Source organism: Micromonospora sp. NPDC005163 (assembly GCF_053599835.1).
The window spans coordinates 67,055-80,764 of the sequence record NZ_JBSFYP010000030.1; the positions used below are offsets into that span (position 1 = coordinate 67,055).

14 protein-coding genes and 1 pseudogene are annotated in these 13,710 nt (G+C 70.6%); 7 read left to right on the plus strand and 8 right to left on the minus strand.

Features of this window, described 5'->3' with window-relative positions:
- Window positions 1-243: 243 nt before the first annotated feature.
- On the plus strand, window positions 244-855 hold the full coding sequence (locus tag ACWD6N_RS21250; RefSeq protein WP_450005106.1) for an alpha/beta fold hydrolase: 612 nt from the start codon (window positions 244-246) through the stop codon (window positions 853-855).
- Between the two features lie 75 nt (window positions 856-930).
- Here ACWD6N_RS21250 and ACWD6N_RS21255 read toward each other — a convergent pair whose 3' ends face one another.
- The 5 genes and pseudogenes from ACWD6N_RS21255 to ACWD6N_RS21275 all read right to left on the minus strand — a co-directional run bounded on the left by ACWD6N_RS21255 (window position 931) and on the right by ACWD6N_RS21275 (window position 4,410).
- On the minus strand, window positions 931-1,617 hold the full coding sequence (locus tag ACWD6N_RS21255; protein ID WP_450005107.1) for an HAD family hydrolase: 687 nt from the start codon (window positions 1,615-1,617) through the stop codon (window positions 931-933).
- A 148-nt stretch (window positions 1,618-1,765) separates the two neighbouring features.
- On the minus strand, window positions 1,766-2,716 hold the full coding sequence (locus ACWD6N_RS21260; RefSeq protein ID WP_450005108.1) for an alpha/beta hydrolase: 951 nt from the start codon (window positions 2,714-2,716) through the stop codon (window positions 1,766-1,768).
- A 210-nt stretch (window positions 2,717-2,926) separates the two neighbouring features.
- Window positions 2,927-3,394, minus strand: coding sequence for an SDR family NAD(P)-dependent oxidoreductase (locus ACWD6N_RS21265; RefSeq protein ID WP_450005121.1), 468 nt, complete (start codon window positions 3,392-3,394; stop codon window positions 2,927-2,929).
- A gap of 140 nt (window positions 3,395-3,534) precedes the next feature.
- Window positions 3,535-3,753 (minus strand): annotated as a pseudogene (locus ACWD6N_RS21270) (GNAT family N-acetyltransferase); the annotation flags it as partial.
- Window positions 3,754-3,798: 45 nt separating this feature from the next.
- On the minus strand, window positions 3,799-4,410 hold the full coding sequence (locus ACWD6N_RS21275) for a TetR/AcrR family transcriptional regulator (protein WP_450005109.1): 612 nt from the start codon (window positions 4,408-4,410) through the stop codon (window positions 3,799-3,801).
- A 110-nt stretch (window positions 4,411-4,520) separates the two neighbouring features.
- Here ACWD6N_RS21275 and ACWD6N_RS21280 point away from each other — a divergent pair, with 110 nt between their 5' ends.
- Window positions 4,521-4,988, plus strand: a complete 468-nt coding sequence (locus tag ACWD6N_RS21280) for a MarR family winged helix-turn-helix transcriptional regulator (protein ID WP_450005110.1) — start codon at window positions 4,521-4,523, stop codon at window positions 4,986-4,988.
- Complete coding sequence (locus ACWD6N_RS21285) at window positions 4,985-6,628, plus strand: MDR family MFS transporter (RefSeq protein ID WP_354965325.1); 1,644 nt, start codon at window positions 4,985-4,987, stop codon at window positions 6,626-6,628. The genes ACWD6N_RS21280 and ACWD6N_RS21285 overlap by 4 nt, the downstream gene beginning before the upstream one ends.
- A gap of 154 nt (window positions 6,629-6,782) precedes the next feature.
- On the opposite strand, the gene ACWD6N_RS21290 is transcribed toward ACWD6N_RS21285, so the two are convergent.
- A complete protein-coding gene (locus tag ACWD6N_RS21290; RefSeq protein WP_450005122.1) occupies window positions 6,783-7,127 on the minus strand; it encodes an ArsR/SmtB family transcription factor in 345 nt (114 codons plus the stop codon).
- 232 nt (window positions 7,128-7,359) lie between these two features.
- Between ACWD6N_RS21290 and ACWD6N_RS21295 the strand changes: the two genes are divergently transcribed.
- The gene (locus tag ACWD6N_RS21295; RefSeq protein WP_450005111.1) at window positions 7,360-7,887 is read left to right on the plus strand and encodes a hypothetical protein; all 528 of its coding nucleotides are present in this window, start codon (window positions 7,360-7,362) and stop codon (window positions 7,885-7,887) included.
- Window positions 7,880-10,591 (plus strand): M48 family metalloprotease, encoded by a 2,712-nt coding sequence (locus tag ACWD6N_RS21300; RefSeq protein ID WP_450005112.1) that lies wholly within the window; start codon window positions 7,880-7,882, stop codon window positions 10,589-10,591. Before ACWD6N_RS21295 ends, ACWD6N_RS21300 begins: the two co-directional genes overlap by 8 nt.
- A 66-nt stretch (window positions 10,592-10,657) precedes the next feature.
- On the opposite strand, the gene ACWD6N_RS21305 is transcribed toward ACWD6N_RS21300, so the two are convergent.
- A complete protein-coding gene (locus ACWD6N_RS21305; protein ID WP_450005113.1) occupies window positions 10,658-11,578 on the minus strand; it encodes an NADP-dependent oxidoreductase in 921 nt (306 codons plus the stop codon).
- Window positions 11,579-11,689: 111 nt separating this feature from the next.
- Window positions 11,690-12,328 carry an HD domain-containing protein gene (locus ACWD6N_RS21310; RefSeq protein WP_450005114.1) on the minus strand — a complete coding sequence of 213 codons (639 nt, stop codon included), beginning with the start codon at window positions 12,326-12,328 and terminating at the stop codon, window positions 11,690-11,692.
- A gap of 358 nt (window positions 12,329-12,686) precedes the next feature.
- Between ACWD6N_RS21310 and ACWD6N_RS21315 the strand changes: the two genes are divergently transcribed.
- Window positions 12,687-12,980: a hypothetical protein gene (locus ACWD6N_RS21315; protein WP_450005115.1), complete on the plus strand. Its 294-nt coding sequence runs from the start codon at window positions 12,687-12,689 to the stop codon at window positions 12,978-12,980.
- Between the two features lie 164 nt (window positions 12,981-13,144).
- Complete coding sequence (locus tag ACWD6N_RS21320) at window positions 13,145-13,564, plus strand: hypothetical protein (protein WP_450005116.1); 420 nt, start codon at window positions 13,145-13,147, stop codon at window positions 13,562-13,564.
- Window positions 13,565-13,710: the final 146 nt, after the last annotated feature.

The window sequence follows — 13,710 nt, forward strand, 5'->3', positions numbered from 1 at the left end:
TTCCTCGTCCGTTCTCGGCTCCGGCCGACGATTCTGCGGCAGGACCGGGGTCTTGCGGCAAGCCCCGCAGTGCGATATACGTTCAAGTGGGAACACTTGCCGCTGTGGGATGACACCCTTCCCGGCAAGCGGTGGCGCGGCGAGTTCTCCACCTCCGCGAGGCCGGTCGCTGGTCTGCCCGCAGGCGATGCCCCACTCCGGCCGCAGAACCATCTCGGATGCCGCACGCGTCGACCCTCAGTAGTGGTCAACGCCGAGCACGGACAGCAGGATGTGTGGGAGACGATCGTCATGGCGGGGACCGGGCAGATCTTGTTCATCCAGGGCGGCGGCGCCGGCACGCACGACGAATGGGACAACGAGCTGGTCGACAGCCTGAGGCGGGAGCTCGGGGACGGGTACGAGGTCCGCTACCCGCGCATGCCCGACGAGGACGACCCGAGGTACGCCACCTGGAGCGCGGCCATCCGGCGGGAGATCGCGGCCTTGGACGGCGGGGCGGTCGTCGCGGGCCATTCGGTGGGCGGGACGATCCTCATCAACGCGCTCGCCGAGCGGCCACCGGAGCGGAAGCTCAGGGCGATCGTGCTGATCGCCGCTCCGTTCGTCGGTGCGGGCGGCTGGCCCGGCGACGAGTTCGAGCTGCCGCACAACCTCGGCGCGAGGCTGCAGCAAGGCGTGCCGGTACATGTGTTCCATGGGCTCCAGGACGACACTGCTCCACCGTCGCATGCCGACCTGTACGCGCGCGTCATCCCGCAGGCGCAGCTGCATCGGCTGCCCCGACGCGATCACCAGCTGGACAACGATCTGAGCGAGGTGGCGAAGGTGATCAGGCTGGACAACGGCCAATGAACGGCCGCGGTCCTGGCGGAAGCGGTGCGACCGCGACCAGCGAGGCATCTGCGAATTCCCCTGGTGCGGGCCGACTCACGCTGTTGGGGGACGGCGGCTCGCGCACCGCGCGAGTCTGACCAGGAGCGCGTCCAGGGACAGGTCCGCGGCGCTGTGCAGCAGGAGGTCCGCGGCCGTGAAGCGGGCGTGGTCCGCGTGTGGGTTCGGCACCGCGACACAACGAAGCCCAGCGGCATGTGCCGCGGCCACGCCGTGCGCGGTGTCCTCGAAGGCGACCGCCTCATCCGCGGGCAGCCCGAGCCGATCCAGCGCCAGCAGATAGACGGCGGGGTCCGGCTTGTGCGCTGGCACCTCCTCGCCGGTTGCCACCACCTCGAACCGCGCCAGCAGCCCCGCGTTTTCCAGCATGGGGCCCACATGAGTGATCGGGGAACTGCTCGCCACGGCGAGCCGCAGCCCCAGCTCTGCGGCCCGGTCCAGCCATCCGACCATGCCGGGCGCCGGCTCCAGCGCCGAGTTCAGTTCTGCGCGGTGCGCCATCCGCAGCGCGTGGCTGGACGCGCGGTCGTAGGTCAGCCCGACCGCCGCTTCGAGCGCGGCGTAACGCGTCTCGTTCGCGTCGCCACCATGATCGGCGAAGAAGCCTGCCGGGTCGAGCTGCAAACCGTGCCGACGCCACTCACACCGCCAACTTTCCAGCAGCGTGGTCTCCGTATCCATCAGCAGGCCGTCGAAGTCGAGGATCAGCGCCTTGATCGTCACAGCGGCCAGTATCCCGGCCGCGACGCAGGCCAGCCCGGTCGGTGCGGTTACCTCCGGGATCCGGGGGAGGCTGTAGCCGCAGGGGCCGGGAGCCCGGGTCGAACGCCGACATCTCGGTGGAGCGTCTCAAGGCCCGCCGGATGCGACATCACCAGAGGCGGTCGACCAGATCGGCGACGTCGGCGAAGACCCGGTCTCCGGCCGCCGCCGCGGCGGGTGAGACGGTATCGAGGGTGAGGAATGCGTGCACCATCGCCGGCTCGCAGCGATGGGTGACCGGAACGTCGGCGGCGGCCAGCCGAGCCGCGTAGGCGTCGCCCTCATCTCGAAGCGGATCGTGCTCCGTGGTGACGACAACGGCGGGCGGCAGCCCACGAAGGTCGGCGGTGAACACCGGACTGACGTCGGGGTCGGCGCGCTGAGAGGGGTCCGGGACCCACTGCTCAGCCCCCCACGCGACGTCGTCGGCGTTCAGGCCCCAACCCGTGGCGTACGTCCGCACACTCGGATAGGAGAGCGTCAGATCGGTGTTGGGATACAGCAGGATCTGGGCGGCGGGCAGTGGTCCGCCTTCATCGCGCAGGCGCAGGCAGGCGAGCGCGGCGAGGTTCCCGCCCGAGCTGTCGCCCATGACGACTGTCGGGCCACCGATGCCAGCGCTCGAACCCCCGCTGCTCGAGGCCCATCGGAGCACATCAGCGCAGTCATCGACGGCCGCCGGCCACGGGTGCTCCGGCGCTCGACGGAAGTCCACGCTCAGTACCGCCGTTCCGGTCTTGAGCGCCAGGCGGCGACACGCCCGGTCGTGCGACTCAAGATCACCGATCGTCCACATCCCGCCGTGGAGGAACACCACCAGTGGCCGAGTCGCCGCCGATGGCCGGTAGAGGCGGGTTCGCACATCGGTCGCACCGACCGTCAGGTCCTCAACCCAGGCGATCTCCGGGCCTGGGGGTCGGGCTTCGACACGGAGCCATTGCGCGCGCCGTAGATGCGCCGCTCCCACAGCTCTGGCAGGAGGGCCGGGGTTCCGCCGACCGGCCTCGATGAAGGCGGCCAGTTCGGCATCGGCAAGCGGCAGATCGATCCGGTCGGCCATGCGGGAAAGAATGCCATTAATCGGACGATCGCCGCCGACGAAGGCGTCAGCTCCCGGCCCGCACGAGAGCCGGGAGCTGACCCAGCGGCGGCATCCGCGATGCCGGCGGTTCCGTGCCGATGGCGTACGCCGGGACGGCACGTACTCGATGCCGAGGCACCGGACTCCCTCCCGGCGCGCATCCAGCCGCCTGTCCCGTCATGCCTGCCCTCACGCGGCGGCCATCCCGGCCGCGCCCGTGACCGCGAGGTTGGAGGCGTTGTTCAGGATCGACCCGCCGCCGGACGCCTGCAGCGCGGGAATCTGGTACTTCAGGCCGAAGAAGGCGCTGTTGAGGTTGAGCGCCATCTCGGCGCCCCATGCGTCGTCGTCGATTCCGGTGACCGGACCGTGCGCGATGGCCGCGCCGACGTTGTTGAAGGCGCCGTCGAGCCGGCCGTACTGGTCGACCGCCCGGCCAACCAGGTCCGCCACCTCGGCTCCGACCGTCACATCGGTCGGCACGAAGAGCGCATCCCGCCCGGCGGAGCGCAGCTCGGCCACGAATGCTTCACCCGCATCCTTGCCGCGCGCGGCCAGGACGACCTTCGCTCCCTCGGCGGCGACCCGCTCGACGACGGCCCGCCCCATGCCGGAGGTGGCACCGGTGACCAAAATGACCTTGTCGGTGAAACGCATGGACACGATGAGTCCTCATCTCTGTTGTGGGCCTGGGTGATTCGAGAGGCGAGCCCACGAGCCGCCGGCGCCGCCGTGCGAGGTCTCGTTCTCCATCGGGCTCATCCCGGAGCGGACGAGTGCCGTCCGCATCCAGCACGCTATCCCAGGCGGACGGTCATCGTCCGTTTCTGCGAACGGTTGGTGAGGTGACCCTGGCCACCGCTACCCGCGCGCGTGAGTCCCAGCTTCTCCATCACCCGTGCCGACCTGACGTTCTCGACGTGGCGAATGCTGATGATGCGGTCCAGGCCGCGGTCGACGGAGCCGAACCGCAGGGCCGCCGTGGCCGCCTCGGTGGCGTACCCGGATCCCCAGGACCCCTCCGGGCCTGCCGCCGGTCGGGCGTTCGTCTGAAACGCGCCTTAGTCGCCCGTGATCGTCCGGTGACCTGTCGGGGGAGTGGCTTCGGCGAGCGCGGTCCGGATGGTCCGCTGCAGTTGGCCGCCCGGGTTGTTGATCCAGTGCTGGATGGCGACGCGCAGGATGGCCAGGAAGGTCGCGGCCAGGAGGCGGGAACGCAGTGCCACGTCGGCGCCGGTGAGCCGGTGTGCGAGGTCGCCGGCCAGCTCGCGTTCGATCGCGGTGTACGCCGCGACCTGCTGTGCGGCCAGGCCAGGGTGCCCGCGCAGCTGCCGGCGTCGGGTCAGCCATGCGTGGTCGCGATCGCCGAACGCCTCCTGGGCGAAGCGTTCGGCCGCCCGGCTCAGTGCTGTCCACGGCGGCTCGCTGGCGGGCCGCTCGCGGATCAGCTGCAACAGCCTGTGCAGGCGCGTGGTGTCGCCGTGGAAGAGGGCCTCTTCCTTGTTGGAGAAGTAGTTGGAGAACGTCCGCCGGGAGACGTTCGCCGCGTCGGCGATCGCCTCGATGGTCACGGCGTCGGGCCCCTGTTCGGCGGCGAGGCGCAGGGCGGCCTCGTGCAGGGCGAGGCGGGTGGCCGCCTTCTTGCGCTCCCGTAGCCCGGTGGTCTCGTCCATCGCCCTCAGCGTACGTGGGGTGACGCGCTTCTCAATGGGCAAACTTGCCTGTTGTGCAAGATCGGTAGATGCTTGCTTGAGGCAACCAACAACCGGGGGTGGGAGCAGACGTGGACAACGCCGTTCGTGAGTTCGGCCTTCGACTGCACGGCCTGGTACGGACTGTCCGGTTGCTGAGGCAGCGTCGGGCTGACGAGCGGCCGGCCGTTCCACTGGGTCTGGTCGGCATTCTCCTGCATATCGACCAGCTGTCCAGCGGTTGCCACGCCCATGAACTGGCTCAGCGCACCCGGCTCGACCCGTCGACGGTCAGCCGCTCCGTCGCCGCGCTCGTCGCGCACGACCTGATCGAACGGCGGCCCGATCCGACCGACAAACGGGCGAGCCTCCTGGCGATCACCCCCGCCGGCCGGATCGCCCTGGCCGACACCCACAGCTGGTACGGCGAGCTGCTCGAGCGGGCACTCGCCGACTGGACTCCCGGCGAGGTGGAGGCGCTGAGCGCCGCACTCGACCGGTTCACCCGCGACATCGAGGTCGCACTCGCAAACCACGACAAGCTGGAGGCCGCGCGATGAGCGCACCCACCACCATGACCGGCGCTGAGCCGATGACCCATCGGCGGACGCTCGAGGCGCTCAGCGGCCTGCTGTTGGTGCTGTTCGTCGCGATGTTGAGCAGCACCGTCGTCTCGACCGCTCTACCGAAGATCATCGGAGCGCTGAACGGCTCGCAGAACCAGTACACCTGGGTGGTCACCGCGACCCTGCTCACCGCGACCGCGACCACCCCGATCTGGGGCAAGCTGGCCGACCTGTTCAACAAGAAGATCCTCATCCAGGTCGCCATCGTGGTCTTCCTGCTCGGCTCCGTCGTTGCGGGCTTCTCGCAGAGCGCCGGCCAGCTCATCGCCGCCCGCGCGTTCCAGGGCATCGGGGTCGGCGGTCTGCAGGCCCTCGTCCAGGTGGCGATCGCCGCCATGATCCCGCCGCGCGAGCGGGGGCGCTACAACGGCTACCTCGGCGGCGTCATGGCGGTCGCGACGGTCGGCGGCCCACTGCTCGGCGGCCTCATCGTCGACACGTCCTGGCTCGGCTGGCGCTGGTGCTTCTTCGTCGGCGTGCCCGTCGCCATCATCGCGCTGATCCTGCTCCAGGCCACCCTGCACCTGCCCACCCTGCGGCGGGAGAACGTCAAGATTGACTATCTGGGTGCCAGCCTGATCGCCGCCGGCGTCAGCGTGCTGCTGATCTGGATCTCCTTCGTCGACGGTTCGTTCGCCTGGTTCTCCTGGCAGACCGTGGCCATGGTCGGCGGCGCGCTCATCCTGCTCGCCCTGGCGGTCTGGGTCGAGTCGCGGGCGGCCGAGCCGGTCGTCCCGCTCAGTATCGTGCGCCAGCACACCACCGCGCTGGCCATCCTCGGCAGCCTCGCGGTCGGCATGGCCATGTTCGGCGGCGCCGTCTTCCTCGGCCAGTACTTCCAGATCGGCCGCGGCTACAGCCCGACCGAGGCAGGCCTGCTCACCATCCCGATGATGGCGGGGGTCCTAGGCTCCTCGATCATCGCCGGCCGGTTGATCACCAAGACCGGGAGGATCAAGCCGTACATCGTCGCCGGTTCGATCATTCTGGTCGCCGGGTTCGCGCTGCTCGGCACCATCGACCACGAGACGTCGCTCGTCCTGGTCGGCGCCGCCATGTTCATCGTCGGCACCGGCGTCGGCATGACCATGCAGAACCTGGTTCTCGCCGTCCAGAACACGGTTTCCCTCAAGGACATCGGCGCGGCGAGCTCCAGCGTCGCCTTCTTCCGGTCGCTTGGCGGCACCATCGGCGTCTCGGTGCTCGGCGCCGTCCTCGCCCACCGGGTCACCGACCAGATCACCCGCGACCTCACCGCCGCCGGGATCCCCGCCTCCGACAGCGCCGGTGGCAGCAGCAATCTCAACATCACCGCTCTGCCTGAGGGGATCCAGCACATCGTCCGGGCCGCGTACGGCGACGCCACAGGACACATCTTCCTCATCTCCGCCGCCATCGCGGTGGTCGGCGTCATCGCCGCGCTCCTGCTCAAGCCGGTCACCCTGCGGACCAGCCTGGACCTGCCGGACAGCGCCACGTCGGCGGCCGTCGCCGCCGACGCGGTCGACGGCGCACCGGCCTTCGACCAGGTGTCCGTCGACGCCGCACGGAACGGAACGACCGACCGGCGCTGACGTCGGGCCGTACCACCCGGGGCCGCTGCCGTCCAAGGACGGCGGCGGCCCCGCCGCCATCTGGTCGTACCGGACGGGCAGACGAACACCGAGCTGACCGGCGAGCCGCGACACCGCCGACTCTCGACGACGGCGTGGTCTCCGACGCTGCCGCTCAGCGGGCGGCCTTCTTCGTCGCCCGCTTGCGAGGGGGCGTCAGCAGGTCGGCGATCGTCGCGATCGCGGACGGCACCAGGCGGTAGTACGCCCAGACGCCGCGCTTCTCGCGCTCGAGCAGGCCGGCCTCGGTGAGGATCCTGAGGTGATGACTCACGGTCGGCTGGGAGAGCCCCAGCGGCGCGGTGAGGTCACTCACGGACGCCTCGCCCTCCGGCGCGGACTGGATCAGACTGAGCAGTCGCAGCCGGGCTGGATCGGCGAATGCCTTCAGCACCCCCGCGAGCCGCTCGGCATCGGCACGCTTGATCGGCTCGCCAGCCAGTGGCGAGATAGCAGGCATCGCAGTTTTCGCAGCTCCCACGCGTCCTATCGTTTCATCAACACCATCGACAGGTCGATGAATCGGGACGAAAACCCCGATGGCTACCCGAACTGACCAGAGGTCCGAGGGCGGTGAACCATTCATCTCACCAACCGTGACTATCTGATTGCTGATCGCGCTGATGGGGCGCCCGGCCCTAACGTGATCGTCGCACCGCGCCCCGACCCACCTGCCCGGAGACACGATCGCAATGAGCCCGACCAGGCAGGCCGCCGGCGGCGGCGTCGAGGAGGATCTCGTCCGGCTGGCCATCCGGGCGGTGGCTCCGCAGGAGGAGCCGCTGCTGGTGTTTCTGCAACCGGCGTACCAGCGTCGGCCGTCGCGGTGGCGGGACGATCCGCGCGATCTTCTGCGGGTGGGGGGCGGCGGGGGCTTCCCGGAGGTCGTTGAGCCGCTGCTGCCGTACGTGATGGTGCTGACCGGCGTCGCGCTCGCCGGGTTGCGCGACGCGGTGCAGGCGCAGGCCACGGACGCGGCGCGCGGAGGGTTGGGCCGGCTCGGCCGGCGGTGGCGTGCCAGCCGCCCGGGCGAGGCGCCGCCGCGGACGGTGCGGCTGCGCCCCGGTCAGGTGCTGCGTATCGAGGAGGCGGTCACGGCCGCAGCGCGCGACCCGCGCTGGGCGCTCACCGAGGACCAGGTCGCGGTGCTGCGCGACGCGGTGCGCGAGGCGTTCGTCGCCCGGTTCGGGGTGGACGGCGGGAACATCGACGGTGAGTGACACGACAGCCGGCCCCGCCCTGGCCGGGGTGACCCCTCCGCTGCCGTCACCGGCCCTCGGCCGGTTCGTCGCCGTGGTGACCGCGGTCGTCGGTACGAGCGTGTTCGGTTGGCAGGCGGTGCTCATCGACGCGGCGCTCACCCGCCAGCGGGCCGAGTGCATCGACGGACTGCGCGGGCTGCCGGCGCCGATCGACGTGCGGGCCGGCACGGTCAACGAGGAGTCGGCGGCGGCGGTGCGAAACTGTCTCGGCACGCTGCACGCCGACGCGGTCCGTCAGATGCTCGTCGGGATGGCCGTGCTGGCGGTGGTGACAGCCGCGATCTACCTGGCTGCGCCGTGGTGCGAACGCCGGCTGCGCGACCTGCGCCGCCTGGACCGGATGCCGGGCACGGAAGCGCTGCGGGCGGACCTGTCCGATCTGGTACGCGAGGCGGGGCTGCGCCGCGCGCCGACGTTCGTGGTGTCGCGTTCCGCACGGGTCAGCGGCAACACCTTCGGCGCGTTCCCCGTCCGCTACGTCCGGCTCGACCTGGGACTCGTGCACGCCCACCGGGTGGCCCCGGGCGTGTTCCGGGCGGTCGTATTGCACGAACTGGCCCACCTGCGCAACGCGGACGTGACCCTGACCCGGCTGACCATCGCGCTGGCCTGGGCCTTCCCGCTGGCCGTGCTCGTGCCCGTCGCGGTCAACTACGCGGGCGCCGTGCCCGCCACGCACCTGCTTGGTGACTCCTGGCGGTTGGCGGCGTTCGCGCTGGTGGTGCAGGTCTCGGCCTGGTCCGTGCTGCGGGCCCGGGAGTTCGCCGCGGACGCCCGGCTGACCGGGGCCGACGCGGCGACCATCCGGGCGTTGCTCGCGACCAAACCCGTCCGCGACGGACGCTGGTCCCGCCTCGCCGCCATGTTCCGGTTCCAGCCGCTGGCCCGGGCGCGCGCCGATGAACTGGACCGACCGGTGCGTCGGGTCTCTGCCCGCCCTGTCGAGGCGTTGGGCGCCGGCCTGGCCGCCGGGATTGCCGCGCCACCGCCGGCGGACCTGATGTCGCAACTGCCACGCACCCTCGGCGGTTCTGATCCGCTCACCGGTGGCGCGTTCCTGGTGGGGCTGCTGCTCGGCGTGCCGCTGGCCCTGGTCACCACCGGCGCGCTGTGGCGGTCGGCCTGGTGGGTGCGGCACGGTGGCGGCACGGCGGCCGGGGGCGGTCTGTTCGGCGCCGCACTGGCCGCCGGGCTGCTCGTGGGCCGCCGGCTGGCCTGGTCGGCGGGGTACGCCGGCGACCGGCCGGCCTGGTGGGTCGAGCTGGCGTGGGCCGTGCTCGGGATCGCCGGTGGCGTCCTGCTCGGCCGCTGGGTGGCCCTCGGCGCTCGGGCGCACCTGCGGCGGCTCCCGGTGACCGACGCGGGCCGTACCCGTCTGGCGTGGGCCGGCGCCGCCACGGCCACGGCCGTGCTCATCGCCGCGTTCGTGGCGTCGATCCTGGTTCTGGACGCGTGGTCGGTGGACGCCGAGGTGAGCATGCTCCGGGTGCTCGCCGCACGCGAGGGTCACCCCGAACACGTCACGGTACTCACCCTGGTGGACACCCTCGGCTGGTACGTGCGCGTGCTGGCCGACCACGCCCCGTACCTGCTCGCGCTGCCACTGGCCGCCGCGCTGCATCCTGTCCTGGCCGACCGGCACGCGACCCGGCGGGCGTTGCGGCTCGGCATCGTCGCGGGGGCCGTCGGCGCGGCGGCGCTGCCTCTGGTGGTGGTCGGCATCGCGGTCGGGGCCCGGGACCCGGGGCTCGGGCCGGCGGCGCTGCGGAGTCTGGTCGACGGCCACACGCTGCTGCCGGTCACGCTGGTCGAGGCGACGGTCGCGGTGGCGGCGGTGGCCAATCGGCGGCTGTCGGTGTGGCACGCGCTACTCGCCGCCGGCGCGGCGGGGCTGCTTCTGCTACCGGTGCTGGTGGCCGTCACGGCGGCGCTGGCGGGGGCCGGCTGCGTCCGCCCTCCCGAGCAGGTCCTCGTGGTGCGGGCGATCAGTCACGCCCTGCTCGTCGCGCCGGTGTTCGCGACCGTCGCGGCAGCGCTCGGCGCCGCGGTGGGGGCGGCGCTGTCCATGGTCGGGCGCGCCCGACACCGCCGGTGGCTGATCTCCGGGGCCGCCGTCCTGACGCTGCTCGGCGCCTCCGCCGCCGCTGCCGCCGTACACCGGAATCCTGGGCGGGCGGCAGCGACCGGACAGGATGGCTGCCTCGTCGGGGTGTGGCGGCTCGCCTCCGGTCACTACCACCTGCCGGTCCCCGCCGACTCACCGCTGGGCACGATGGCCGGGCTGCGGCAGGACGCCAGCGTGGACCTCACCAGCGGTCCAGAGACCGGCTTCGCCAGCGCCTACCGGACGGACGGCACCGCTACGGACCTGTTCGACCTGGCCGTCGCCGAGGGCTCCCTCAACGGCCACACCGTGCGCAACGTCCGGCGGGGCATACAGACGTATCGGTGGACGGCCGAAAACGTCCGGTACCGGCAGCGGGACGGCGTGACGGCAGGTGACGTCAACGTGGTACGGGTCGGCGCCAGAGAGCTGGACATCAGCTCGGTGATGGCGGATTCGGAGGGGTCGTACCGCTGCGCCAGCGACCGGCTGATCATCCGGCTGGACGCTGACGACGGATCATGGGGCGAGGAGACCTTCGTGCGAAGCAGCGCCTGACAGCACGGAGTGTTCGCGGCCGGTGAGCTTTTCGAGGCGTCGGTTCGAGGACCCGCCGGAGCGTAGTCACTCGTCCGCGACCTGAATGATCGTCTTGCCGGGCATGCGGCGGTGGCGGGCGAACACGGACGCCGTTTCGGAGAGCGGTCGCACGGCGCCGACGATGGGGTTGAGCCGTCCGGTACGGAGGCGTTGGGCGAGGTCGGTCAGCCGGGCGCGATCCGGTTCGACGACGAAGAAGATGGCTCGCCCGTCCTTGGGCTGCACGGTGGGTGGCACGGCGATCGTGACGACGGTGCCGCCTGGGCGCACCAGCTCGGTCGATCGCACGAGGATGTCGCCGCCGATGACGTCGAACACCACGTCCACCTCGCCGACGCGCCGCAGATCGTCGGCGTCCAGGTCGAGGAAGGTCTGCGCGCCGAGGCCGAGCGCGACGTCACGGTCGTCGGCTCTGCCGGTGCCGATCACGCGGGCGCCCACCTCCCGCGCGAGTTGAACGGCGATCGAGCCCACGCCGCCCGCGGCGCCGTGAATGAGGACGGTCTGGCCGGTCGTGAGATGGGCGTGGTCGAACAGTCCCTGCCATGCGGTCAGTCCGGAAATGGGCAGCGCGGCGGCCACGGTGTGGTCGATGTCGGCCGCGAGGGGAGCGAGGTTGCGAGCCTCCACCGCGGTGTATTCGGCCAGGGATCCGTTGCGGGCCCAGTCGGTCAGTCCGAACACCCGCTGGCCCACGGTGAGGCCGGTGGTTCCGTAGCCGAGCTCGACCACGACTCCGGACAGTTCGTGCCCGGGGATGGTGGGTGTCCGGTCCCGACCGGCCCGATCGGACCACGTTGCAGGCCAGTCGAGCTCTCCGGGTGTGAAGCCTGCGGCGTGCACGCGCACGATGACGTCGTTCTCCGCAGCGTGCGGGTAGGGCATGTCGGTCAGGGTGAGGCCGCCGACACCCGCGTCACGGTCTCTCACGGTGATCGCTCGCATGCTCGATTCCTTTCCAGGAAGGTTCGTCGGTATGGAGTGGTTGTGGGCGGCTCGGCTTGCTGATCGCCCGTCGTCGGTGCGTCGTCGGTGCGCTGGTGAGCCGGTGTCCAATCAGCTCGGCCAGGGCGATCCGACGATTCGCTCGACCGTCGTCACGCGCTGGAAGCCGGGGATGAAGTGTTCGAGCACGTCGGAGTTCACGGTGCCGTTCGTGGTTTCGGGGCGGTTCTTCAGGCCGTCGACGTAGGCTCGCAGAAACTCGTTCTTGAAGTCCCCTCGCGGATGGACGGCGAGGATTTCGCCCAGCTGATCGTGTTCCAGTCCGTCCAAGCCCAGGCCGAGCACGTCGGTCAGGACACCGAGGTACGTGGTCGCGATTTCCGGGGCCATCCGGTCGGGGATGCCCGGCGTGGTGTGCAGCGCGATCGCCGTCCACACGGTCTCGGCCGCGGCCGTCGAGAAACCCCGGTCCAGGAGGAACGTGCGCGCGTGGTCGGCGCCGTCGACTTCGAAGCGCTGCTCGACGTCGGAAAAGGGAGTCAGCAGGCCGGTGTCGTGGAACATGGCCGCGAGATAGAGCAGTTCCGGGTCCGGCTTCACGCCGAGCCGGTCAGCGTGAATCAGGCCGAAAAGGAAGACCCGTCGGGAGTGGTGGTAGATGAGAGGGCTGGTCGTCTCCTGGATACGCCTGGTCGCTTCGGCGACCGCCGCTGTCTCAGGAATCCCCAACCCCGCGATGACCTCTGACATGATCTAGGACCTTCCGCGAAATGTGTGCGGACCGTGTGTCTGACCTCCATGCTGCCCACCGATCGTCGTACGCCGCCGCCCTCGTCCGGCCAGGAACCACTCATATCCGGACCGGAATGCCGGGTTGGGAGCATGGGTCAACCGGGCATCGGTTGCGGGACGAGATTCCTTCGGAGTTTGTTTACCGGCAAGAGTCGTGACGTGAGTTACCCCGCCCACGTGGATCCCCGTCATCTCCGGTAGGAGCGTGCTACCAATAGACGGTGCCCGGGCCTTCTGTTCCGCCGACCGGACGGAGGCCAGTGCCGCGGGAACGGATCGCTGACCCCGCGGATCCGGGTACCAAGGGACCGGAGCGGTGAACGCTGGCCCCCATCGCGTCGCGATCCTCATCTACGACGGAGTGACGTTGCTGGACGTCGCCGGTCCCGCGCAGGTGTTCAAGGAGGCGAACCGGTTCGGCGCCGACTACCGGATCGTTCTGCTGTCGCCGGCCGGTGCGGACGTCACGTCGAACCTCGGGGTCCGGATCGCGGTCGAGGGTGCCGTCTCCTCGGAACCGGCCTTCGACACGCTCTTCGCCAGGAGGATGTCGATCAGCCCCGCCGCCTACCAGCGCCGGTTCAGCACGGCCCGTCGCGTCACCATGTGAAAACCGTTCCCGGTCCCGCCGAATGAGACCCGGATTCCGCCGGCAACGCGCTGAACGGCGGATCCTTCGTGGTGAGCTCTGGGCCGGCGGTCAACGGCCGTCCGCACAACCTGATCTTCGTGCTTCGATGTTCGGCGATTCGGCTCCTGTCGAGATTACGGCGGATGACCAAGACTGAAGCGATGTCGCACGATGTCGCGAGTGTGCCGCGCACCCAGGTGGCTATCACGGTTCTGCTCGTCGTCGCTGGCGTGCTCATTCTCTTCGTCCCCGCCGGTGACGAGGGTCGCGTCCTCGTGCCGATCAGCGAGGGTCACGGACTGTCCGCGGTGGACGGGGCGGGCGCGGCACTGCTGGCGGTGGGCGGCACCTGGCTGGAAGTGCTCGTGGTGCGGCGCCTGCCGTACCTCGCGCTGCCCCCACGGGCCTTGTTCGGACTCGGCCTGCTGGCCGGCCTCGGCCTGGGCCTGCTGATCGCCTCGGTCTTTTCGGGATTCTTCTGGTGGTGGGCTGTCGGAGCCGCCATGTTCGGCGTTGCCGTCCTCGTCCTCGTCACCCTGACGGCACGCCGTGGAGGTCGCTGACGGAACGTCCGCTTCTGGCTCCCCTCTGTGTCAAGCCATCGCGGGGAGCGGGGTTCTATCCTGGGTGGCGGCGGGTCCGGGAAGTGACTTCTCCGAAGAGCCGGCATGGGGATGTGAGCTGGTCACGCTGGAGTCAGTAGTCGTCT

Excerpts from the sequence above, each read along its gene's own strand:
- ACWD6N_RS21295 (WP_450005111.1), top strand. The coding sequence starts at position 7,360 with ATGAGCCCGACCAGGCAGGCCGCCGGCGGCGGCGTCGAGGAGGATCTC.
- ACWD6N_RS21260 (WP_450005108.1), bottom strand. The coding sequence starts at position 2,716 with ATGGCCGACCGGATCGATCTGCCGCTTGCCGATGCCGAACTGGCCGCC.
- ACWD6N_RS21275 (WP_450005109.1), bottom strand. The coding sequence starts at position 4,410 with ATGGACGAGACCACCGGGCTACGGGAGCGCAAGAAGGCGGCCACCCGC.
- ACWD6N_RS21310 (WP_450005114.1), bottom strand. The coding sequence starts at position 12,328 with ATGTCAGAGGTCATCGCGGGGTTGGGGATTCCTGAGACAGCGGCGGTC.
- ACWD6N_RS21305 (WP_450005113.1), bottom strand. The coding sequence starts at position 11,578 with ATGCGAGCGATCACCGTGAGAGACCGTGACGCGGGTGTCGGCGGCCTC.
- ACWD6N_RS21290 (WP_450005122.1), bottom strand. The coding sequence starts at position 7,127 with ATGCCTGCTATCTCGCCACTGGCTGGCGAGCCGATCAAGCGTGCCGAT.
- ACWD6N_RS21285 (WP_354965325.1), top strand. The coding sequence starts at position 4,985 with ATGAGCGCACCCACCACCATGACCGGCGCTGAGCCGATGACCCATCGG.
- ACWD6N_RS21320 (WP_450005116.1), top strand. The coding sequence starts at position 13,145 with ATGACCAAGACTGAAGCGATGTCGCACGATGTCGCGAGTGTGCCGCGC.
- ACWD6N_RS21265 (WP_450005121.1), bottom strand. The coding sequence starts at position 3,394 with ATGCGTTTCACCGACAAGGTCATTTTGGTCACCGGTGCCACCTCCGGC.